At 76.1% G+C, this 21,408-nt stretch carries 18 protein-coding genes and 1 pseudogene; 9 read left to right on the forward strand and 10 right to left on the reverse strand.

Features of this window, described 5'->3' with window-relative positions; all coding sequences use genetic code 11:
• Positions 1-86 precede the first annotated feature (86 nt).
• Positions 87-2,183 carry a beta-galactosidase gene (locus tag AB6N24_RS11415; protein ID WP_412869517.1) on the forward strand — a complete coding sequence of 699 codons (2,097 nt, stop codon included), beginning with the start codon at positions 87-89 and terminating at the stop codon, positions 2,181-2,183.
• 116 nt (positions 2,184-2,299) lie between these two features.
• On the forward strand, positions 2,300-5,527 hold the full coding sequence (locus AB6N24_RS11420) for an RICIN domain-containing protein (RefSeq protein WP_412869518.1): 3,228 nt from the start codon (positions 2,300-2,302) through the stop codon (positions 5,525-5,527).
• A gap of 75 nt (positions 5,528-5,602) precedes the next feature.
• On the opposite strand, the gene AB6N24_RS11425 is transcribed toward AB6N24_RS11420, so the two are convergent.
• Together AB6N24_RS11425 and AB6N24_RS11430 are read right to left on the reverse strand one after the other, a co-directional pair.
• The gene (locus AB6N24_RS11425) at positions 5,603-7,507 is read right to left on the reverse strand and encodes a M48 family metallopeptidase (protein ID WP_412869519.1); all 1,905 of its coding nucleotides are present in this window, start codon (positions 7,505-7,507) and stop codon (positions 5,603-5,605) included.
• 183 nt (positions 7,508-7,690) lie between these two features.
• Complete coding sequence (locus AB6N24_RS11430) at positions 7,691-8,320, reverse strand: small multidrug efflux protein (RefSeq protein ID WP_412869520.1); 630 nt, start codon at positions 8,318-8,320, stop codon at positions 7,691-7,693.
• Between the two features lie 222 nt (positions 8,321-8,542).
• Between AB6N24_RS11430 and AB6N24_RS11435 the strand changes: the two genes are divergently transcribed.
• Positions 8,543-9,319 carry a helix-turn-helix domain-containing protein gene (locus AB6N24_RS11435; RefSeq protein ID WP_412869521.1) on the forward strand — a complete coding sequence of 259 codons (777 nt, stop codon included), beginning with the start codon at positions 8,543-8,545 and terminating at the stop codon, positions 9,317-9,319.
• A gap of 55 nt (positions 9,320-9,374) precedes the next feature.
• Here the strand turns inward: AB6N24_RS11435 and AB6N24_RS11440 are convergent, their stop codons facing one another.
• Positions 9,375-10,463, reverse strand: coding sequence for a helix-turn-helix transcriptional regulator (locus AB6N24_RS11440; RefSeq protein ID WP_412869522.1), 1,089 nt, complete (start codon positions 10,461-10,463; stop codon positions 9,375-9,377).
• A 117-nt stretch (positions 10,464-10,580) separates the two neighbouring features.
• Here AB6N24_RS11440 and AB6N24_RS11445 point away from each other — a divergent pair, with 117 nt between their 5' ends.
• A complete protein-coding gene (locus AB6N24_RS11445) occupies positions 10,581-11,006 on the forward strand; it encodes a VOC family protein (protein WP_412869523.1) in 426 nt (141 codons plus the stop codon).
• Positions 11,007-11,163: 157 nt separating this feature from the next.
• Here AB6N24_RS11445 and AB6N24_RS11450 read toward each other — a convergent pair whose 3' ends face one another.
• Positions 11,164-11,796 (reverse strand): maleylpyruvate isomerase family mycothiol-dependent enzyme, encoded by a 633-nt coding sequence (locus AB6N24_RS11450; RefSeq protein WP_412869524.1) that lies wholly within the window; start codon positions 11,794-11,796, stop codon positions 11,164-11,166.
• A gap of 147 nt (positions 11,797-11,943) precedes the next feature.
• Between AB6N24_RS11450 and AB6N24_RS11455 the strand changes: the two genes are divergently transcribed.
• Both AB6N24_RS11455 and AB6N24_RS11460 read left to right on the forward strand, forming a co-directional pair.
• On the forward strand, positions 11,944-13,149 hold the full coding sequence (locus AB6N24_RS11455) for a class I SAM-dependent methyltransferase (RefSeq protein ID WP_412869525.1): 1,206 nt from the start codon (positions 11,944-11,946) through the stop codon (positions 13,147-13,149).
• Positions 13,146-13,370, forward strand: coding sequence for a helix-hairpin-helix domain-containing protein (locus AB6N24_RS11460; RefSeq protein WP_412869526.1), 225 nt, complete (start codon positions 13,146-13,148; stop codon positions 13,368-13,370). Before AB6N24_RS11455 ends, AB6N24_RS11460 begins: the two co-directional genes overlap by 4 nt.
• Positions 13,371-13,471: 101 nt before the next feature.
• Here the strand turns inward: AB6N24_RS11460 and AB6N24_RS11465 are convergent, their stop codons facing one another.
• Entirely contained in the window at positions 13,472-14,056 is a 585-nt protein-coding gene (locus tag AB6N24_RS11465; RefSeq protein ID WP_412869527.1) for a mycothiol transferase, read from the reverse strand.
• Between the two features lie 178 nt (positions 14,057-14,234).
• On the opposite strand from AB6N24_RS11465, the gene AB6N24_RS11470 reads away from it, so the two are divergent.
• Positions 14,235-15,395, forward strand: coding sequence for a helix-turn-helix transcriptional regulator (locus tag AB6N24_RS11470; protein WP_412869528.1), 1,161 nt, complete (start codon positions 14,235-14,237; stop codon positions 15,393-15,395).
• A gap of 10 nt (positions 15,396-15,405) precedes the next feature.
• On the opposite strand, the gene AB6N24_RS11475 is transcribed toward AB6N24_RS11470, so the two are convergent.
• Together AB6N24_RS11475 and AB6N24_RS11480 are read right to left on the reverse strand one after the other, a co-directional pair.
• Positions 15,406-17,316, reverse strand: coding sequence for a M64 family metallopeptidase (locus AB6N24_RS11475; protein ID WP_412869529.1), 1,911 nt, complete (start codon positions 17,314-17,316; stop codon positions 15,406-15,408).
• Positions 17,317-17,329: 13 nt separating this feature from the next.
• Positions 17,330-17,800, reverse strand: a complete 471-nt coding sequence (locus AB6N24_RS11480; RefSeq protein WP_412869530.1) for a hypothetical protein — start codon at positions 17,798-17,800, stop codon at positions 17,330-17,332.
• Between the two features lie 171 nt (positions 17,801-17,971).
• Here AB6N24_RS11480 and AB6N24_RS11485 point away from each other — a divergent pair, with 171 nt between their 5' ends.
• A complete protein-coding gene (locus AB6N24_RS11485) occupies positions 17,972-18,670 on the forward strand; it encodes a hypothetical protein (RefSeq protein WP_412869531.1) in 699 nt (232 codons plus the stop codon).
• Between the two features lie 20 nt (positions 18,671-18,690).
• Here the strand turns inward: AB6N24_RS11485 and AB6N24_RS11490 are convergent, their stop codons facing one another.
• Complete coding sequence (locus AB6N24_RS11490) at positions 18,691-19,347, reverse strand: DUF459 domain-containing protein (protein WP_412869532.1); 657 nt, start codon at positions 19,345-19,347, stop codon at positions 18,691-18,693.
• Complete coding sequence (locus AB6N24_RS11495) at positions 19,344-20,009, reverse strand: LysE family translocator (RefSeq protein ID WP_412869533.1); 666 nt, start codon at positions 20,007-20,009, stop codon at positions 19,344-19,346. The genes AB6N24_RS11490 and AB6N24_RS11495 overlap by 4 nt, the downstream gene beginning before the upstream one ends.
• 83 nt (positions 20,010-20,092) lie before the next feature.
• Here AB6N24_RS11495 and AB6N24_RS11500 point away from each other — a divergent pair, with 83 nt between their 5' ends.
• A complete protein-coding gene (locus tag AB6N24_RS11500; RefSeq protein WP_412869534.1) occupies positions 20,093-20,674 on the forward strand; it encodes a GNAT family N-acetyltransferase in 582 nt (193 codons plus the stop codon).
• Positions 20,675-20,803: 129 nt separating this feature from the next.
• On the opposite strand, the pseudogene AB6N24_RS11505 reads toward AB6N24_RS11500, so the two are convergent.
• Positions 20,804-21,408, reverse strand: a pseudogene (locus AB6N24_RS11505) (hypothetical protein); the annotation flags it as partial.

Consider the following 21,408-nt stretch of genomic DNA (forward strand, 5'->3'; position numbering starts at 1 on the left):
CGGGTCGGGTCGTCCCGCACCCCGACCCGCCGGTGGCACCGCCCGGCCCGCTCGACACTGCTCGACCCTGCCCCGAGGAGACCTCCATGCCCCGCCCCGACAGCGCCCGGACCTGGCTGCGCTGGCCCGAGACCGCCGGGAACCCCCTGGCGTACGGCGCCGACTACAACCCGGACCAGTGGCCGCGCGAGGTCTGGGACGAGGACGTCGCGCTCATGCGCGAGGCCGGTGTGAACGTCGTGTCGCTCGCGATCTTCTCGTGGGCCCGCATCCAGCCGTCCGCGGGCACGTGGGACTGGGCGTGGCTCGACGACGCGATGGACCTGCTGCACCGGAACGGCATCGGCGTCGACCTCGCGACCGCGACCGCGTCCCCGCCGCCGTGGCTCACGACCGCGCACCCCGAGGTGCTGCCGGTGACCCGGACGGGCGAGACGCTGTGGCCCGGCGCGCGGCAGCACTGGCGCCCGACGTCGCCGGTGTTCCGCGAGCAGGCGCTGCGGCTCGTCGAGGCCGTCGCGACCCGGTACGCGGACCACCCCGCGCTGGTGGCGTGGCACGTCAACAACGAGCTCGGCTGCCACAACGTCTACGACTACTCCGACGACGCGGCGCGGGCGTTCCGCACGTGGCTCGCGGACCGGTACGGCACGGTCGACGCCCTCAACGACGCGTGGGGCACCGCGTTCTGGTCGCAGCGGTACGGCGCGTTCGACGAGGTCCTGCCGCCGCGCCTCGCCGCGTCGCACCCGAACCCGACGCAGCAGCTCGACTTCAAGCGCTTCTCGTCGGACGCCCTGCGCGACCACCTGCGCGCCGAGCGCGAGGTGCTGCGCCGCCTGACCCCCGACGTCCCGGTGACCACGAACTTCATGGTCATGGGCGAGACCAAGGGGATGAACTACGCGGAGTGGGCCCCCGAGGTCGACTTCGTCTCGAACGACCACTACACGCACCCCGGGCCGCAGTCGCACGACGAGCTGTCGTTCTCCGCGAACCTCACGGGCAACCTCGCGGGCGGGCGCCCGTGGTTCCTCATGGAGCACGCGACGAGCGCGGTCAACTGGCAGCCGGTCAACGTCGCGAAGAAGCCGGGCGCGCTCGTGCGGGACTCGCTCACGCACGTCGCGCACGGAGCCGACGCGGTGTGCTTCTTCCAGTGGCGGCAGTCCTCGGCCGGCGCCGAGAAGTTCCACTCGGGGATGGTGCCGCACGCCGGTCGCGACAGCGACGTGTTCCGGGAGGTCGTGCGGCTCGGCGGCCGGCTGCGGGACCTCGCGCCCGTCGCCGGCGCGCACCGGCACCCCGCGCGCGTCGCGGTCCTCTTCGACTGGACGTCGTGGTGGGCGAGCGAGCAGGACTCCCACCCGTCCGACCGCCTGCGCTACCGGGCCGAGGCGCTCGACTGGTACTCGGCGCTGCTCGCCGCGGGAGTCCGCGCCGACGTGGTCCCGACCGGCACGCCGCTGACCGGGTACGACGTGGTCGTCGCGCCCGTGCTGCACGTCGTGCCGCAGGCGCTCGCCGACGAGCTCACGGCGTACGTCGACGGCGGCGGGCACCTCGTGACCACGTACTTCTCGGGGGTCGTCGACGAGCACGACCACGCCTGGCTCGGCGGCTACCCGGGCCCGCTGCGTGACGTGCTCGGCATCCGCGTCGAGGAGCTCGAGCCGCTGCTCGACGACGAGACGGTGACGCTCGACGACGGCACCGTGGGCACGCTCTGGAGCGAGCGGGTCGACGTGACCGACGACGCGGTCGAGGTGCTCGCGCGGTACGCCGGCGGTGACCTCGACGGGCGTGCGGCGGTGACGCGGCGACGCGTCGGGGCCGCCGGTGCCGGCTCCGAGGGTGCGGCGGACGGCGGCGACGCGCGCGGCGGGTCCGCGACCTACGTCTCGACGCGCCTCGGCGTCGAGGGCCTGCGCCCGGTGCTGACCGCGGTGCTCGACGGCGCGGGCGTCACGAGCGAGCTGCCCGAGGAGGTCCGGGGCCGCGTCGAGCTCGCAGTGCGCGCGACCGGTGCGGACGCGTTCTGGTTCCTGGTCAACCGGACCGCCGAGGCCGTCGAGGTCGCGGTCGACGGTGACGTGCTGCTGGGGGAGAGGGGGCAGGGGGCGACGGGTCCGCTCGTGCTGGGCCCGCGCGGTGTCGCGGTGCTCCGGCGCGCGACCCGGTAGGCACGACCGGGGTGCGGTGGCGTGGCGGCGGACCAGGAAGGGCCCGCCCCGCCGCGCACCGCGCCCCCGGGAGACGACGACGTACGACGACGTACGAGACGAAGGAGAGCTGTTCGATGACGAGCACGCACCCACGAGCCCGGGGGGCCGTCGCGGCCCTCGGGGCCGCCGCCGTGGTGGCCGGGCTGGCCGGCACCGCACCCGCGGCCGCCGCACCACCGGCACCCGCAGCACCCGCACCGGGCACGCCCGGGGTCACCGTCCGGCCCGACCCGACGTACCAGGGCGCACCGTTCGAGGGCTGGGGGACGAGCCTCGTGTGGTTCGCCAACGCCACCGGCGACTACCCCGACGAGGTGCGGGACGCGCTCGCCGACCTCGTGTTCGGCGACGAGGGCCTCAACCTCAACATCGCGCGCTACAACATCGGCGGCGGCAACGCCCCCGACGTGCCCGACTACCTGCGCCCCGGCGGTGCCGTCGAGGGCTGGTGGGCCGCGCCCGAGGGCACGACGCGCACCGACACCGACTGGTGGTCGGCCGACGACCCCGCCGACTGGAACGAGGACGCGGACCGGACGCAGCGGTGGTGGGTCGACCGGATCAAGGGCGACGTCACGCACTGGGAGACCTTCAGCAACTCCCCGCCCTGGTTCCAGACCGTGAGCGGGTACGTCTCGGGCGGCTTCGACGCGAGCGCCGAGCAGGTCCGCGCGGACCGGGTCACCGACTTCGCGCAGTACGTGGTCGGCGTGACCGAGCGGCTCGAGGACGCGCACGGCATCACGGTCGACACGGTCGACCCGCTCAACGAGCCGAACACGAGCTACTGGCGGACCACGCTCGGCCCCGACGGCAACCCGACGGGCGGGCGGCAGGAGGGCGCGCACGTCGGCCCGCAGCGCCAGCAGGAGATCCTCACCGCGCTGGCCCAGGAGCTCGAGGGGTCGAGCACCGACGCCGACATCTCGGCGATGGACGAGACGAACCCGGGCACGTTCGCGACCAACTGGAACGCGTACACCCCCGAGGTGCGGGACCTCGTCGCGCAGCTCAACGTCCACACCTACGGCACGGGTCAGCGCACGACGGTCCGGGACATCGCCAAGGCGGAGGACAAGCCGCTGTGGATGAGCGAGGTCGAGGGCTCGTGGGGCAACGGCCAGGACTTCGAGTCGATGGTCCCCGGGCTGGGGATGGCCGACCGGATCGTCGACGACCTGCGCGAGCTCGAGCCGACGGCCTGGGTGTTCTGGCAGCCCGTCGAGGACTACGACAACATGAAGCCGGGCGGCGAGAGCGCGGCGGGCGCGAACTGGGGCAGCATCCAGCTCCCGTTCGACTGCACCGCCGAGGACACGCTCGAGACCTGCCCGATCTACACGAACACGAAGTTCGACACCGTCCGGAACTTCACGCACTTCATCGAGCCCGGTGACCGGCTCGTCGCGGTCGACGACCCGGCGAGCGTCGCGGCGGTCGACGACGAGGGCGCGACGGTGGTCCACCTCAACGACACCGCCGAGGCCCGCGCGGTCACGCTCGACCTCTCGGCGTTCGGCAAGGTCTCGAAGCGCGCGACCGTCACGCCCGTGGTGACGAGCGCGCAGGGGGCGCTCGTCGAGGGCACCCCGGTCCGCGTGCAGGACGCCCGGGCGACGCTCGAGGTCCCGGCGCAGTCGGTCACGACGTTCGTGGTCGACGGCGTGCGCGGGGTCGACGACGACGCGGCGCTCGTGCAGGACGGGCACGCGTACCGGCTGCAGGGCGTGCAGAGCGGGCTGTCGCTCGCGACGGCGGGCGACGACGCGACCGGTGCGGTGATCCGCACGACCGACGCCGCGGCGGCCGACCAGCTCTGGACGCTCACGCAGGTCGACGACGGGACGAGCGAGAACGCCCGGACGAGCGGCACCAACCGCGCGCAGTACACGGTCACGTCCGCGGCCGACGGGCGGCACCTCGCGGTGGTCGACGGCGCGGTCGTGCTGGTCCCGGCCTCGGGCGGGCCCGACGAGGGTGCGCGCTGGATCCTCTCGACGACCGGCAACGGCACGTTCACGCTGGTCAACGTCGCGACCGGCCGCAACCTCGAGGTCCCCGGCCAGGCCACCGCCGACGGCTCCCCGGTCGCGACCTGGCTGCCGAACTCGGGCGCGAACCAGCTCTGGCGCGTCGTCGACGAGACCGTCCTCGACGTGCAGCAGGCCACGGCGTTCACCACGCCCGGCACCGCGCCCGAGCTGCCGACGACCGTCGTCCCCGTATTCCGCGACGGCGCGCGCGGCACGCTCCCGGTGACGTGGAAGCTCCCGCCGTACCAGCGCTGGGACCGCGCCGGCACGGTCACCCTCAAGGGCACCGCGACCGACGCGCTCGGCGGCACGCACCGCGCCGAGGTCGTCGTCACGGTCGACACGCTGGTCCGCACCGAGCCCGCCCGCGCGAAGACGTACGTCGGCGGAGTCCCCGAGCTGCCCGCGACGGTCGTCGCGGTGGGCCGGACGACCGGTGCGCTCGTCGAGCGCCCTGTCACCTGGGACGTGGACGGCGCGGTGTTCGACGCGGTCGGCACCGTCGAGCTCACCGGAACGGCCGACGCCGGCGACGGCGCCACGCTGCCGGCGACGGTGCGGGTCCAGGTCACCGAGCCGGGTGCGGCCAACGCCGCGCTCACGCCCGGCACCGTCGCCACGGCGACGTTCACCGAGCCCGGGTACTCCGCGGCAGGGATCGTGAACGGCGACCTCACCGACAAGGCGTGGTCCAACTGGCAGTCGGGCCGGGCCAACGCGTCCGACACCCTCACGGTGACCCTCCCGGCGAGCCGCACGGTCTCCGGCGTCGCGGTGCACTTCTACCGCGACGGCGGCGACAGCCACGCGCAGACCGTCACGGTGCAGACCCGCACCGCCGACGGCACGTGGGTCGACGCCGGGCACCCGGTCACCGTGCCCACCGGCACCCCGACCGCCCCCGTCGCCACCGTCCCCGTCCCGCCGGTCGACACCGACGCGGTCCGGGTCGTCCTGGCCGCGCGGCCGTCGCAGCACATGACGGTCAGCGAGGTCGAGGTGCTCGCGCACGCACCGGGCGTCGGCTCGGACGCGACGCTGACCGCGCTCGCGGTCGACGGCACCGACGTCCCGGGCTTCGACCCGGCCGTCACGGACTACACCGTGGACGGCGTCCGGGGGGTCGCGACGGGCACCGCCGTCGCCGCCGACCCGTACGCGACCGTCGAGGTCCAGCAGCCCACGCGCCGCGACCCCACGGCGCGCGTCACCGTCACGAGCGAGGACGGCTCGGCGACGACGACGTACACGGTGACGACCCGGCGCTGACCCGCTCGGGTTCCCCACGACAGGGCGGGCGCAGCACCCACGCTGCGCCCGCCCCGTCGTGCGTCGGGGCCGGTCTCAGACCGTCGCCGGCTCCGGCTCCGGCTCCGGGTGCCCGGTGCGGGTCGCGAGCTCGTCGGCGATCTCGAGGAACGTCTGCAACGAGTCCTTCGTCAGCGTCCCGCTGCTCCACCGCGCCCGGAGCGCCACGGTGTCGCCGTGCACGGTCGTGAGGTCGACGTGGGCGGGCGCGCGCTTGACCACCACGGCGGAGCGGACGTGCGCGAACGGCACGTAGCGGTGCTGCTCGGCGAGGTCGTGCACGAGCGCGGAGGAGAGCAGCGCGGTGAGCCGGTCCTTCGGGTTCTTCCGACGGGACGGCTCCGCGACGAGCAGCAGGCCGCGGTCGAGCAGGACGACGTCGTGCAGCACACCGTCGACCTCCACGTCCCCGATGCCCCCGAGCACGCGGGCGTCGTGCGCGGTCGGGTCGGTGCTGACCTGACCCACCGCGTCCACGTCGACACCGAGCTCCGCGAAGCGCTCGCGCGCGGCGGCCGTGCGGTCCCGGTGGGCCACGAGCCGGCCGAGCGCACGCACGTCGTCGACGTCGACCGCCGTGCCGTCGGAGCGGACGAGGGAGGCCGGGCCGGCCCACGAGTGCTGCCAGCGGGCCGCGCCCGCACCGACGAGCGCCGGGACGACCAGCGAGGTCAGCGGCCCGGTGAGCGCCTCGGCGACCTCGCCGTCCGTGATCGCGAGCCCGTCGGACCCCAGGGCCGCGAGCAGCTCCCTCCCATGCCCGGACCCGACGAGGTCGAGCACCGTCCCGAGCGTCGCGCGCTCGTGCACCGCGACCGCCGCGGCGGCCCGGTAGACGGAGTCCGCGGACCGCTGCGCCGATGCCGACACGGCGGTCGCGGTGAGGTCGTCCCACGCGAGCACCCTCCGGTCACCCGTGGCGACGACGTGCTCCGCGAGGTCCCCGACGACGCCCGCGAGGCCGGGGACCAGGGCCTGCGCGGGCCGGGGGTCGGGCGCCGCGGCGGGCTCGGGCATCTGCTCCATCGCTGCGATCCGGGCGGCGTGCGACGGGTGCGTGTCCCACCTGCCCTGGTCGCGCGACGGTGCGGTGGCCCGGACGTCGGCGAGCTCGTCGTGCCGTGCGGCGAGCAGCTCACCGAAGCCGAGCAGGACCTGCGCGGGCTCCGGCACGACGCCGGCCGACCACCCCGGCGCCAGGTAACGCTCGCGGTAGAACGCCCACGCCGCGTCGACCACGGCGATCTCGCGCAGGGCGCTCTGCGCGGCGGCACGACCCGCGAGCCGCACCGACAGCTCGTCGGCCTCGAGCTCCTGCCGCCGCGCGATCGCCGAGGACACCGTCAGGTAGAGCTTCGCGTACTGCTTGAGGAGCCAGCCGACGGGGTCGCCGTCCTCCGCGAGCTTCTCCGCCGCGCGCGCGACGGAGATCCGGCCGCGGTACGCGACGGCCGCGAGCCGCGTGTGCTGGTGCGAGTAGTGCCCGAGCTCGTGCGCGAGGACGGACCGGAGCTGGCTCACGTCCAGCCCCAGCAGGAGGGGGACCCCGACGTAGAGGTAGCGGCGCCCGGGCAGCAGGCCGAGCAGGCGCGCGTCCTCCGAGACACCCGCGTTGACGTCGGCGAGCAGGCGGATCTCGTCCGGGGCCGGGGTCGTCGCGGCCTCGGCCAGCTCCTCGACGAGCGCCCAGAGAGCGGGCGCGTCGTCACGGCTCGTCAGGACGCCCACCGGTGCACGCCTCGGCAGCCGGGCACGCCAGAACGCGTGCGCCATGGACGCGGCGTACACGACGGTCGCGAGCGCGAGGAGCCGGGCGTTGCCGACCTCGCCGCGCCGGAGCTCGGAGAGGCCGAACACCGCCATCCCCGCGAGGATCGCGACGGCGACCACGTAGAAGCCGGCGAGGACGGCCACCGAGAAGGCAGCGCGCAGGGTCGTCATGTCGTTCTCCGGGGCACGTGCCCGCGCTGCTCGGCGGGCGGTCGGCGCGAGCGTAGCGGCGCCGCCCACCGCCCGGTGGCGGTTCGGGCGGACGCGCGCACCGCGACTCCGCCGCCGGCGGCGCGTGCCCGCGGGAGGCTGCGGCTCCCGCGCCCGACGCCGCGCCGCGAGCGCTCGCGACCGTCACCAGCCGAGCGCGGCGACGAGGCCCGTCGCGGCGAGCACCACGAGACCCGTCCAGAGCACGATCGCGACGACCTGCCAGAGGATGACCCACTCCTTGCGGACGCCCGACGCGACGAAGAACGCCGCGGTCAGCATCGTCGGGAGCGCGATCGGCGCGAGGAGGCTGGCCCCGGGGACGCCGAACCGCACCATCCAGCGGCGGAGCCGCGCGTGGCCCTTCGACCGGTGGCTGCGGCCCGACGCGGGGTCGTCCGCGGGTGCGTCGACCGCGGTCACGGCGGGTGCTTCCGCGACAGCGGTCGCAGCGGACGGTGCGGCAGCCGACCGGCCGAGGGAGCCGGCGGTCGACGGCGTCGCGTCGGTCCCTCCTGCCCGCGCCGCGCGGCGTGCGCCGACCCCACCGCGGATCCGTGAGCCGAGGAGGACCACGGCGACGACGCACAGGATGTTCCCCGCCGCGGCGGCGAGGCCGGCGACGACCGGGTTGATCCCGGCGAGGATGCCGAGCACCGCCGCTCCCTCGCCCTCCACGTAGGGGACGGCGGCGGCGCCGGCGACGATCAGCGGCTGGACGAGGTCGGGAACCTGGTCGATGAGGTCCTGCAGCCAGGGGTACGGGTGGTCCATGTCGGCTCTTCTCCGGTGGCGGGCGTCGCGCTGGTCGGGCGCCCTGAGGTGGTGAGAGCTGCAGTCCAGACCGTGTTCCCACCACAGGGTCAAGGGCCGTCCGCACCGGTCCCGCGTCGGGCGCCTGCCCGTTGACCCTGTTCCGGGAACACGGTCTTGAATGGGTTCGGCAGTGCGGACGGGACGCTCCCGCCGCGGCCGGACCAGGGAGGACGGGCGACGATGGCGTGGAGCACGCGCGAGGTGGCCGAGCTCGCGGGCACGACCGTGAACACGGTCCGGCACTACCACCGCTCGGGTCTCCTCGAGGAGCCGGAGCGGACGTCGAACGGGTACAAGCAGTACCGCGCGCGGCACCTCGTGCGGCTGCTGCAGATCCGGCGGCTGCGCGACCTGGGCGTCCCGCTCATGCAGATCGAGGCGGTCGGGTCCGGCGGCGAGAGCCCCGCGCAGGCGCTGCTCGCGATCGACGCCGGTCTCGCCGAGAGCATCGAGCGGCTGCAGCGGGCGCGTGCGGAGATCCGCGCGATCCTCGAGGGCTCGACCACGACGGACGTCCCCGCCGGCTTCGAGGACGTCGCCGGCCGGCTGACCGGCACGGAGCGGTCCCTGATGCTCGTCTACGAGCAGCTCTACGACGCGTCGGCGATGGCCGACCTCAAGCAGATGGTCGAGTCGGAGCCCAGCGACGGCGTGGGCGCCGAGCTCGACGCCCTGCCGCCCGACGCGGACGACGCCACCCGCCAGCGGATCGCCGAGGCCCTCGCGCCGGAGATCGCCCGGAACCTCACCGACTACCCGTGGCTGCTGCACCCGGACGCGCACCTGTCGAAGGGGCCGCGCGTCACGCAGGAGACGTTCCTCGAGACCGTCACCGAGCTCTACAACGGCGCGCAGCTCGACGTGATCGCGCGCGCGAGCGTGCTCGCGGCGGAGCTGGCGGGCGTGCGGCCGGCCGCGTCGGGCACGACGAGCGCGGGTGGCGCCGCCGCCGACTGAGGCGCCGGCGCACGGGTGTGCTCACGGCGGTCGCCTACCGCGCAGTGCCGGTCGCCTACCGCGTGGTGCCCGCGGCCGTCCGCGCGAAGCGCTCCGCGAGCCGCCCGAACGCCTCCGCGAGCTCGGGCGGACCCACCACGTCGACGTCCGCGTCGAACCGGGCGAGCGAGGCTGCGAGCCCGACCCAGGACCACGCGCCGAGCACGACACGGCAGCGCCCCGACCCGAGGTCCTGCACGACACCGTCGGGGACGTACGGCGCGACGTCCGCCGCGGAGGCGTGCACGACGACCTCGCCCTGGCAGGGCCACTCCGCGCCGGTGTCGCTCGCCGCCGCGTGGCCTCCCGCGGCGGCGCCCTCCGCCCCGCTCCCCGTCCCGTCGTCGTCCCCGGCGTTCTCCCGCCGTCGCCCGCCCGCCGCTCCCGGCTCCGGCACTCCTCGGAACCGCCCGGTCAGGTACCGGTCGACGTCCCCGCCGGGCACCTCGCGCGGCGTGAACCGTGCGCCGCCGGGGCTGCGCGGGGTCAGGCGGTCGACGCGGAACGTGCGCCAGTCGTCACGGTCGAGGTCCCACGCGACGAGGTACCAGCGGCCCGCGCGCGCGACGAGGTGGTGCGGCTCGACCCGGCGCGGCGGACCGGGCTCGGCGGCGGCGGGCGCACCCGGCGCGCGGTGGTCGAGGCGCAGGACCTCGCGTGCGCCGATCGCCGCGCTGACCGCGGACAGGACGGCCGGGTCGACGGGCTCGCCGTGCACGGGTGCGGACGCGTGCACGTGCAGCGCGTCCACGCGGTGCCGCAGCCGGACCGGGAGGAGCTGCCGTACGGTGCGCAGCGCCCGGGCCGCGGCCTCCTCGACACCGGCGCCCGACGCCGCGGCGGTCTGCAGCGCGACGGCGAGCGCGACCGCCTGCTCGTCGTCGAACAGCAGCGGCGGCAGGGACGCCCCGGCGTCGAGGCGGTAGCCGCCCTCGCGCCCGCGCGTGCTCGTGATCGGGTAGCCGAGCTCCCGCAGGCGGTCGACGTCGCGCCGGACGGTGCGGTCGGTCACCTCGAGGCGGTCCGCGAGCGTCGCGGCGGGCCAGTCGCGCCGCGTCTGCAGCAGCGACAGGAGCGACAGGAGGCGCGAGGACGTCGTGGGCACGGGATCCAGTGTGCCGCGATATCCGGACCCGTCCTGTCCGGATGACTTGGGACGGTGTGCGTGCGCCGCCCGAACCGGGTGCCGCACCCACAGCACCCACCACCACGAGGAGCCGGAATGTCGATCACCACCACGACCCACATCAACCTGCGCGGCGACGCCCGCGCCGCGCTCGAGCTCTACCGCGACGTGTTCGGCGGCGAGCTGACCGTCGTCACCTACGGCGACGCGCACGCCGCCCAGGACCCCGCCGAGGCCGACCAGGTGATGTGGGGTCAGGTCGTCTCGCCCGACGGCTTCCACGTCATGGCCTACGACGTCCCGGCCGCGCAGCCGTGGTCGCCGGGGGAGAACCCCTACTTCGTCTCCGTGCGCGGCGCGTCGGCCGACGAGATCAGCGGGCTGTGGGAGCGGCTCAGCGCGCGCTCCACGGTGGTCGTGCCGCTCGCGCCGGCCGGCTGGGCGCCGCTGTACGGGATGCTGCGCGACCCGTTCGGGGTCGTCTGGGTGCTCGACGTCGCGGTCGCGTACGACGCGTCCTGACGTGCGCGGCCCGTCACCCGGGAGGCCCGTCGCCCCCGGGTGACGGGCCGCTGGGCCGGTCGGGCTCTCCGCCGGGCGGTCCCGGGCGGCCCCGTCACGCGACCGCGACGGCGCGGGGAGCCGCCTCGTCGCGCCCGTGGTGTCGTGGCCGGCGCCGTCAGCTCCGCGCGCGCAGCGTCGGGACGCCCGGGCCGGCGAGCTCGTCGCAGTACACCGAGCGGCCGGTCATCGCCATGACCAGCGCGAGCGTCGAGCCCGAGACCTCCGGCCCCGCGCCCGCCGTGAAGCCGCCGTCCGTCGCCACGAGCCGCAGCCCGCGCACCCGGCGCCGCGCGACCACGACCTGGTCGGTGCTCGCGTAGTACCGCGCGACCGCGTCGAGGACGTCCGCGGGGTACGCGCGCACGATCCCGAGGGGACGCCGGATGTCCTCACCGTGCACCACCGCCTCGCCCAGGATCGCGAGCCGGGGGAGCGGTGGCGTCGTCGTGCTCGTGACGACGCGCTCGAACCGTGCGAACGTCTCGGCGGGCGACGAGCCGAGCTGCTCGGCGAGGCGCAGCGCGACCTGCGCGTCGAAGTCGAAGCGGCAGCGCACCACCCCGGCGAACCACCGCAGGCCCCCGAGGCTCGCGGCGGCCGTCAGGTGCGCGAGCACCTCACGGACGGTCAGCCCCGCGCACAGCGACGGCGTGGCCCAGCGGTCGTCGTCGAGGTCGCGGAGGTCGTCGGCGAGGGCGGCGCGCTCGGCGTGGATGAGCTCCCAGGTCCGGGCGGTCGTCGTGGTCACGCTGCAGGGAACCACGTGCGTCGCCGGTCGCGCGCGGTGCGGCAGCGCGGCGGGTGCCGGGAGAGCGCTCGTGGGGGACCGGCTCGGGGGTCGCCCGGCTCGCGGGCGTTGCTAGCCTCGCCCGGTGACCCGAGCCCGGTGCGCGCGATGAGCGACGTCCTCGACGACCTCCGGCGCCACCCCGACCTGGAGGCGCCGAACCTGCACGCGGTCGACGCGACCGACCGGCTCGTGCTCGACGAGGCGGCGCCGGCACTCGCGGCGCTCGGGGACGCGCCGGGCGGCGGTGTCGTCGTGATCGGCGACCGCTACGGCGCGCTGACGCTCGGCGCCATCGCGCGGCACGGCGTCACGGGGGTCCGCACGCACCAGGACCGACTCACGGGCGAGCGTGCCCTGCACGCCAACGCCGAGCGGCTGGGTCTCGGCGGGTTCACGTCGCACGAGCTGGGCCCGGCGCTGGTCGGGGGCGCGCGGCTCGTGCTGCTGCAGCTCCCGCGCTCGCTCGACGCGCTCGACGAGGTCGCCGCGCTGGTCGCCGAGCACGCCGACCCGTCCGTCGTCGTGGTCGCGGGCGGGCGCCTCAAGCACATGACGACCGCGATGAACGACGTGCTCGGGCGGCACCTGGCCACCGTCGAGGCGCGCCTGGCGCGGCAGAAGTCCCGCGTCCTCGTCGCGTCCCACCCGCGGGCGGCGGGCGAGCGACCGCACCGTCGCTGGCCCGAGCGCGCCGAGCACCGCGACCTCGGGATCACGGTGTGCGCGCACGGCGGGGCGTTCGCGGGCACGAGCATCGACATCGGCACCCGCGCGCTCCTCGCGCAGCTCGACGCGGTGGCGCTCGCGGACGGCACCGCGGTCGACCTCGGGTGCGGCACCGGGGTGCTCGCGGTGGCGCTGGCCCGGCTCCGGCCCGCGCTCAGCATCACGGCGACCGACGAGTCGGCAGCGGCCGTGGCGTCGGCGCGCGCGACCGTCGAGGCGAACGGGGTCGCGGACCGGGTCACCGTCGTCCGTGCCGACGCCGCGGGCGCGCTGCCCGACGCGTCCGTCGACCTCGTGCTGCTCAACCCCCCGTTCCACGTCGGCGCTGCGGTGCACGACGGCGTCGCCCGCGCGCTGTTCGCCGACGCCGCCCGGGTGCTGCGGCCGGGCGGCGAGCTGTGGGCGGTGTGGAACTCGCACCTGCGCTACCGCCCGGCGCTCGAGAGCGTCGTCGGGCCGACCCGCCAGGTCGCACGCGACCCCAAGTTCACCGTGACGGTCTCGACCCGGCGGGACGCGCCGGCGCCCCGGACCGGCCGGACCCGGCCCGGGGCGGCCGCCGAGCCCACGGAGGAGAGCCCATGAGCACGACGGACGGCGCCGCGTCGGGCGGCGTGCCCCTCACCCCGCGTATCGGCCGGCCCGCGCTGGGCGCCCTCGCGCACGTCGGCATCACGACGCTCGACGAGGTCGCCCGGCTGAGCGAGGCCGAGCTCCTCGCGCTGCACGGCGTGGGCCCCAAGGCGGTGCGGCTGCTGCGCGAGTCGCTCGCGGCCGAGGGGCTGTCGCTGCGCGACGACGGCTGAGCCGCGCCTGCGCGCGCCGGCCGCAACTCCGGCCAGCCTCCGCGCGACCCCCGTCCGCCCGGCGCGACGCCGGTCTGCTCGGCGCCGCGGGCCCCCGGCGCTCAGCCCTGCTGTGGCGGGTCCTCGCCGACGAGCCCGTCGACGGCCTCCCGCAGCAGGTCCGCGTGGCCGAGGTGCCGGGCGTACTCGTCGTGCAGGTCGACGAGCACGCGGCGCAGGTTCGGGCCGTCGTCGCCCCACAGCGGCGAGCGCGTGCGCTGGTCGAGACCACCGTCCGCGAGCGCCGCCGCCCAGGCCGCGCGCGACCGGGTCACCGCGCCGCGCCAGAGCGCGTAGAGCTCCTCGGGGGAGTCGTCGGCGGCGGAGGTCCAGACCCACTGCGGGTCCTCGGGGTCCGCGGTCTCCCAGGGTGGTCCGAGGCGCTGCAGGCGTTCGCCGTGCGCGCTGGGGCTGCCGGTCACGTCGAGGACCGTGTACGTGTCCTCGACGAGCGCGAGGTGCTTGAGCAGGCCGCCGAGCGTCATGGTCGACGGCGGCTGGCGGCGGTTCAGGGCCTCGGCGTCGAGCCCGCCGGTCTTCCACGCGAACGTCGAGCGGGAGCGGTCGAGCGCGAACAGCAGCATCTCGACCTCGCCGGCCGTCATCGACGGCTCCTCGACGCGGAACAGGTCCTCGGTCTCGGTCATGGGGCGTCTCCTCGGTGTGCGGTGAGCGGTGAGCGGTGAGCGGTGAGCGGTGCGTGTCGGGTGAGGCGTGAGCCGGTGCGCACGTCCGACGTCCGCCGGACGTGGCCCTCCGCCGAGCCACGTCACCGACGCTAGGGTCGGTTCCGGACGATCGGCTTCCGGATCGGAGAGCAGTCCCATGACGGCCGACGACAGCCCCACCGCACGCGCGCTGCTCACCCTCGAGCTGCTGCAGGACACCCCGGGCCTGACCGCCGACCGGCTCGCGGCGCGGCTCGGCGTGAGCGAGCGTGCCGCCCGCCGCTACGTCGGGATCCTGCGTGAGGCCGGCATCCCGGTCGAGTCGGTCCGCGGCCCGTACGGCGGCTACCGGGTCGGCCGGGGGCTGCGCGCCGCACCGCTCCGGTTCACCGACGCCGAGGCGCTCGCGCTCGTCATGGCCGTGCTCGACGGCCACCACGACGCCGACGACCCCGCCGACCCCGTCGGCCGGGCGCTCGACAAGATCCTGCGCGCGCTGCCCGGGCCCGCCGCCGCGCAGGCCACGGCCGTGCGCCGGACCGCCGCGGCGGCACCGGACCGCGCCGCCGCCCGACCCGATCCTGCGACGGCGAGCGCGCTCGTGCACGCGTGCGCCGACCGCCGGCCCGTCCGGGTCGGCTACCGGTCCGAGGCCGGGAACGCGTGGGACACCGAGGTGGACCCGTGGGCCGTCGTGGTCCGGCACGGCCGCTGGTACCTCGTCTGCCGGTCGCACCGGGCCGACGCCGTGCGCGCGTACCGGGTCGATCGGGTCGGGGCGGTCGAGGTGCTGCCCGGGACGTTCGTGCCGCCCGACGACCTCGACCCCGTCGCGCTCCTGGACGAGCACCTCGCGGCGGGCTGGGAGTACGCGGCGGAGGTCGTGATCGACGAGCCCGTCGACCGCGTGCGGCGCCGGCTGCCCCGCGCGCTGGGCCGCCTCGACGCCGTGGACGACGCCACGACCCGGCTGACGGGCACCACGAGCAACCCGTACTGGTACGCCGAGCAGCTGGCGGTCCTGCCGGTGCCGTTCCGGGTGCTCGGCGGACCTGAGCTGCGCGCGACGGTCGGGGCGCTCGGACGGCGGCTGAGCGCGGCGGTCGCCGACGACGCGCCCGCGGCGGCGGGGGACGAGGCTGCCACGGCGGCTGACGAGGCCGCGGTGGGGGACGACGCGCCCACGGCGGCGGCTGACGAGGCCGCGGCGGGCCACCCCGGCGCCATCCCGGACAGCGGCCCACCGCCGGGCACCCGCGACGACGCCGGCCCCGGGAACGTCGTGGACGACGACCCCGGGACCGGCGCAGCGGTGTGAGCGACGGTCCTCAGGTCACCGCGACCTGGAACCAGCCGCCGGCCCAGCCGCCGCTGCCGTCCCACCACGTGCTCCACACGCGGGAGTCGGTGCCGACGGTGAAGACGTCCAGGTGCTCGGCGACCCGGGAGATCGCGGCGACCTGACCGCCGGGCTTGCCGACGCCTCCCGCGACGTTGAACCACCCGGCCCAGCCGGACGACTCGTTCCACCACGTGCTGTAGACGCGGTTGTCGGTGCCGATCACGAACAGGTCGAGGTGGTCGGAGTACCGCGTGACCGCCGTGACAGGCGACCCGGCGGAGGCGACCCCGCCGGACACCTGGAACCACGAGCCCCAGCCGGACCGGGCGTTCCACCAGGTCGAGACGATCTTCCCGTCCGACGCGGTCGTGAACAGGTCGAGCTGGTCGGGGTGCCGGGCGACGACCGTGACCGTGGAGTCGGGCCGGGCGACCTGCCCGCCGACCTGGAACCAGCCGGACCAGCCGGACCGCTCGTCCCACCAGGTGCTCCACACGCGGTTGTCGGTCCCGACGGTGAAGACGTCGAGGTGGAACGGGTACCGCGCGACCGCCGTGACGGTCGCTCCCGCGGCGGCGACGCCGCCCCCGAGCTGGAACCACTCCGCCCACCCCGAGCGCACGTCCCACCACGTCGACATGACGCGGCCGTCCGACGCCGTCGTGAACAGGTCGAGGTGGTCCGCGTACCGGCTCACGACGTTGACCGTCGAGCCGGGCCGGGCCACGAGCGACCCGATCCGGAACCAGCCGGACCAGCCGGTCGACTGGTCCCACCACGCGCTCCAGACCCGGTTGTCGGTGCCCACGACGAACAGGTCGAGGTGCCCCGCGTACCGGGCGACCGACGTGACCGGCGACCCGGCGCCGCCCGGCGAGGCGAACCCGCCGGAGACGTGGAACCAGCCCGCCCAGCCGACCGACTGGTCCCACCAGTCGCTCATGGTGCGCCCGTCGGACGCGACCGCGAACACGTCGAGGTGCTCGGGGTAGCGCGCGACGACCGAGATCGGGGTGCGGGCGCGCGCGTCGAGCACCGAGAGCGGCCAGAGCCGGTTCCAGATGACCTGGCGGCAGACCCGGCAGAACGGCACGCTCAGGTTCCGCATCTTGCAGTCGTGCTCGGGCCGGTACGCGCCGCAGTGGTAGTAGTGCGCGCCCTCGAACGCCCCCACGGTGCCGGCGGGGACGGTGCTCGGCCGCGAGTCGACCGTCGAGCAGTCCGGGTTGGACATCGTGGGGATCGCCGTCGCCGCGTCGACCGCCCACGCCCACTTGAGCGTGGCCCGGGTGTTCCGGATCGTCACGTTCGGCTCGGACGGCTCGGTCGCCGGGTGGTGGTCGTGCCCGGTCTCGTCGCCGCCCGCGTAGTACGGGTACTCGTCGGCCAGGCCGAACGCGGTGTGCCCCATCTCGTGGATCGCGATCTCGGTCGCCCCGCCCGCGAGCGAGTACGTGCCGACCGAGCCGCCGGCCCCGCCGTAGACCGTCGAGTTCACGACGACGAGCACGGTGGTGACCTCGGGGACCTGCGCGGCGGCGACCGTCAGTGCGGTCGTGGCGTTCACCAGCAGGAGCCGGCGGATGCCGTTGCCGCCGAAGGTCGCGTCGAAGTAGGTCCGGACGACGGCGCCGGTCCCGCCTGCGGACGCCGGGTCGTCGGCCCCCGAGTCGGTCGAGGCGACGTTGACCCGGAACACGTTGAGCGCCGGGCGCAGCTCGTCGAACGGGGCGGTGCCCGTGAACGCGGTCACGAACGCGGCCGCCGCGGTGTTGAACGCCGCCTGCTCGCCCGCCGTGAAGCCCTCGGCGAGGAGGACGACGTTGAAGGCCCGGTTGCGGGGCTGGTTGCCGAAGATCTGGGTGACACCCTGGACGGTGCCGTCGGAGGTCGTCATGGTCGCCGCCCCCTCAGCCCAGCTCGACGGGGAAGGTGGCGAGCTCGGTCGCGCGGGCCCGGGGCGCCAGGGACGGCGCGGGCGCGGCGCCCTCGGCCCCCTCGGCCGGACCGGCCGCTGCGGGCGGGACCCGCAGGACCGAGACCTGCGCCGCGCGGTCGGCGGCGGGGAGCACCACGGTGAACGCGCCGCGCGGGCGCTCCACCTCGGTGCGGGTGATGGGCTCGCCGGGCTCCTCGGGGAAGACCTCGAGGCTGTTGCCGAGCTCGCCGCGGACGGGCACGGCCGCAAGCGGCGCACCGTCGGCGCCACGCACCTCGACGTAGTGGCCGGGCGGCAGCGCGCGCTCCTGGTGCAGGTCGAAGCCGGTGACGGCGACGTCGACGCGCTGCTGGGACACGAGGCGGACGTCGTCGCCGTCGTACTCGAAGATGAAGCGGACCGCGCCCCCGGGTGGAGGCACGGACTCGTCGGACTCGCTCATGGGGTGTTCCTCGTCTCTGAGGTCCTGCGGAGGGTTCCCGCCCCGGACGGGGGCGGGCGGTCACGCGGGAGGACGGGACGGGCGTGGCGGAGATACGCGGTGCCGACGCCGCGCGGCACCGCGTGCCCCAAGAGGCGGCGGCCGGGGCCTCCCCTGAGGCACCATGAGGCGGTGCCGCCAGTGCCCCCGTCACGTGCGGATGTCGAGGCCCGGTTCGTCGCCCTGCTGTCGGGCGCCGAGTCGCGCGACGCCGTCGACCGGTGGGCGGCGCGGCATGTCCGCTCCGACGTGGTCGTCGGCGACGACGCCGTCCGGTGGGCGCTGGACGTGCTGCACGGCATCGATCTCCGGCACGGACCCGACGGCCCCGACCTGCACGACGACACCCAGGTCGCCGAGTGGCTGCGGGAGTTCCGGGAGCGCTGCGCCTCCGGCCACGCCGAGGACACCGGTGAGGAGCGCGGCGCCGAGCCGGAGGTGACGTGGTCGGCGACGTCCCCGCGGTCCGGGCGGCTGGGTCGGCCCACCAGGTCGGGCCTGCGCGACGTGGCCGAGCGCTGGGCGCAGCTGCGCGAGCGCGGCGAGGGCTACCTGGAGCTCGAGCGGGACGACGGCTCTCCGCTCCTCACCGTCGGCTTCCTGGGTGACCTGGCCGTCGTCCACCTGCTCTCGGCGGACTGCGAGCGCTCGTCCCTGCTCATGGGGGACGGCACCGAGGCGTGGTCCACGCCCGTCGAGGTGCTGATCATCGACGAGCTCGCCGTGTTCTCCGGAGCGGTCGCGCAGCACGTCGACCGCGCGTGGGCGCTCGCTCAGGAGTTCGCCCGGCACGGGGATCCGGCTCGGCTGGGGGAGTGGTACGACCTGTAGCCGCCGTCGGGCACCGTCCGTCAGACCACCGCGTCCGGGGCGACGAGCCCCGCGAGCCACGTCCGCCACGCGGGCCGGACCAGCGCCGCGAGCGCGGCGTACCCCTCGCCCCCGGGGTGGGCGCCGTCGGCGTCGTGCACCTGCGTCATCCACGGCCCCGCCGCCCGGAGCGGGCCCAGCACCCCCACGGCCGTGGCCCCGTGGGCCTCGGCCTCGGCGCGCAGCCGGGCGTCGACCTCGGCCACCCGCGCGTTCACGCGCTCGTCCGCGATCGGCGGCGGCCCGACGACGAGCACGTCCAGTCCCGCCGACGCGGCGCCGACCAGCAGCGCCCGCAGGTTCGCCACGGTGTCGTCGAGCGCCACCCGGGGCCCGCCGTCGTCGCCGTCCGTCGCGTCGTTGACCCCGAACGACACCACGAGCCCCGTGCGCCCGGCGCGGGGCAGCCGCGCGGTCGTCTCGCGCTCCCACCGGGCCAGCACGTCGGCGGAGGTGTTGCGGCGCACGCCGAGCGGATACGCGGTGAGGTCGGTCCCGCGGGCGCGGGCGTCGGCGACGAGGCGCGTCGTCCAGCCGAGGCCGGTCGGGTCGCCCACGCCCGCGACGAACGAGTCGCCGAGGAACACCACGGTGACCGGCCCGGGCGCTGCGGCGGCGGTGGTCGGCGCCCCGCTCACGCCGGCAGCGCCCGGGCCGTCGCGGCGAGCCGCACACCGAACGCGACGAGCACGGCGCCGGTCACCCGGTCCGTCACGCGCGCGACGACCTCGCCGGACAGCCACCGGGACGCGAATCCGGTCGCGAGGATGATCGCGGTGAACCACGCCATGCCGAGCACGTTGTGGACCGCGGCGAGCAGCACGCCCATGAGCAGCGGCGAGACCCCGTCGGGCACGAACTGCGGGATCGTCGCGAGGTAGAAGACGCCGACCTTCGGGTTGAGCAGGTTCGTGCCGAGCCCCATCAGGAACGCCCGCCGCACCGACCCGCGCGGCTCCGGCGCAGCTGCGGCGCCACCCGGCTCACCGCCGTCGGCGGCCGGGCGTCGGCGCAGGCTCGACCACAGCAGCTGCGCCCCGAGCACCACCATGTACGCCGCACCGGCGAGCGTCAGCACGGTGTACGCGGTGCGCGACGCCGCGAGCAGCGCCGACGCCCCGACGGCCGCCGCGACGCCCCAGGCGAAGCACCCGGCGTTGATGCCCGCGCCCGCGGCGAACGCGTGCGCCCGCCCGCGGCTGATCGCCGAGCGGAGCACGAGCGCGGTGTCGAGCCCGGGGACGATCGTCAGGAGGCCCGCCACCAGGGCGAACGAGAGCACGGCCTGCGTCACGGTCATGCGCGGCAGGGTAGCGAGGGCCGCGGCGCGCGCACCGGCGGACGGGCCCGCGTGGACACGGGCGGCTGCGGCACCATCGTGGGGTGCCGGTTCTCGTCGCCCCCGAGCTCCCTCCCGGTCGCCTCGCGCGCCTGACCCAGCCGACCCTGGTGGCGGCGTCGCCCACGGGGCCGCTGACCGTGCGCCCGTGGGGACCCGACGACGTGCCCGCCGTCGTCGACGCCTACGCGGACCCCGCGATCCAGCAGTGGCACGTGCGCTCGATGACCCCGGCGGAGGCGAGCGCGTGGGTCGCGCACTGGCCCGGGCGGTGGGCCGACGAGTCCGGTGCCGGGTGGGCCGTCGAGGTCGATGGCGCGGTCGCCGGACAGGTCAGCCTGCGGCGCCTCACGCTCGCCGAGGCGTGGGCCGAGATCTCCTACTGGGTCCTCCCGCACGCGCGCGGACGCGGCATCGCCCCGGCGGCGCTCGACGCCGTGACCGGCTGGCTCCTCGCCGAGGTCGGCATCCTCCGCGCGTCGCTCGCGCACTCGACCCGCAACCCCGCGTCGTGCCGGGTCGCGACGAAGGCCGGCTACCTGCCCGAGGGGACGCTGCGCCGCCAGGCCCGCCACGCGGACGGCTGGCACGACATGCACGTGCACGCGCGGCTGGCGGACGCCTGACGCCTGACGCCTGACGCCTGACGCCTGACGCCTGACGCCTGACGCCTGACGCCTGACGCCTGACGTCTGACGCCCCGCGCCTGACGCCCGCCCGGACGCCGGACACCTGACGCCGGACGCCGGACACCGTCACGCCCTCACGCGCGACCAGACCCCCGACTCGTCCCGTTCCCACGCCTCCGCCGGCTGCCGAGGGCCGGGGACGTCCACGAGCCAGTACGTGCAGTCCGGGTCCCACCCGGCCAGCGTGGTGGCGCGTCCGTCGCCGAGCGGCAGCGCGCGGCCGGCATTGGTGAGGTAGCCGCCGACCGTGAGGTGCACGGCGTCGACCTCGCGCGCGACCGCGGACCAGTCGGGCAGGACCCAGCGCGTGCTCGTGCCGGTCGTCCGGTACCAGTCGTGGCGTCGCGACGCGGTGACGTCGAGCGGGTGGCGCCGGCACAGGTCGAGCCACGCCTCCGGGGTGTCGAGCTCGAGCACCACGGCGTCCGCCGGAGGGTCGACCCGCTGCGTCGCGGCCCGGTCCGCGCCGTCGGCGTCCTCCGCGAGGTGGAGGCCCACGGGGCCGCCGGCACCGAGCGCGCGCGTCGTCCGGGTCAGCTCGCGCGGTGGCGTCGACCACCACTCCCCGCTCCACGACGCCCGAGGGTCCGCGGGGCGCTCGCGGGCGGCGCGGGCCTCGTCCTCGACGGTCCCGGCGCGCCACCGGGCGAGCCGGCGGGCTGCGCCGCCCG

Source organism: Cellulomonas jepli (assembly GCF_047229345.1).
Classification (GTDB): Bacteria; Actinomycetota; Actinomycetes; order Actinomycetales; family Cellulomonadaceae; genus Cellulomonas_A.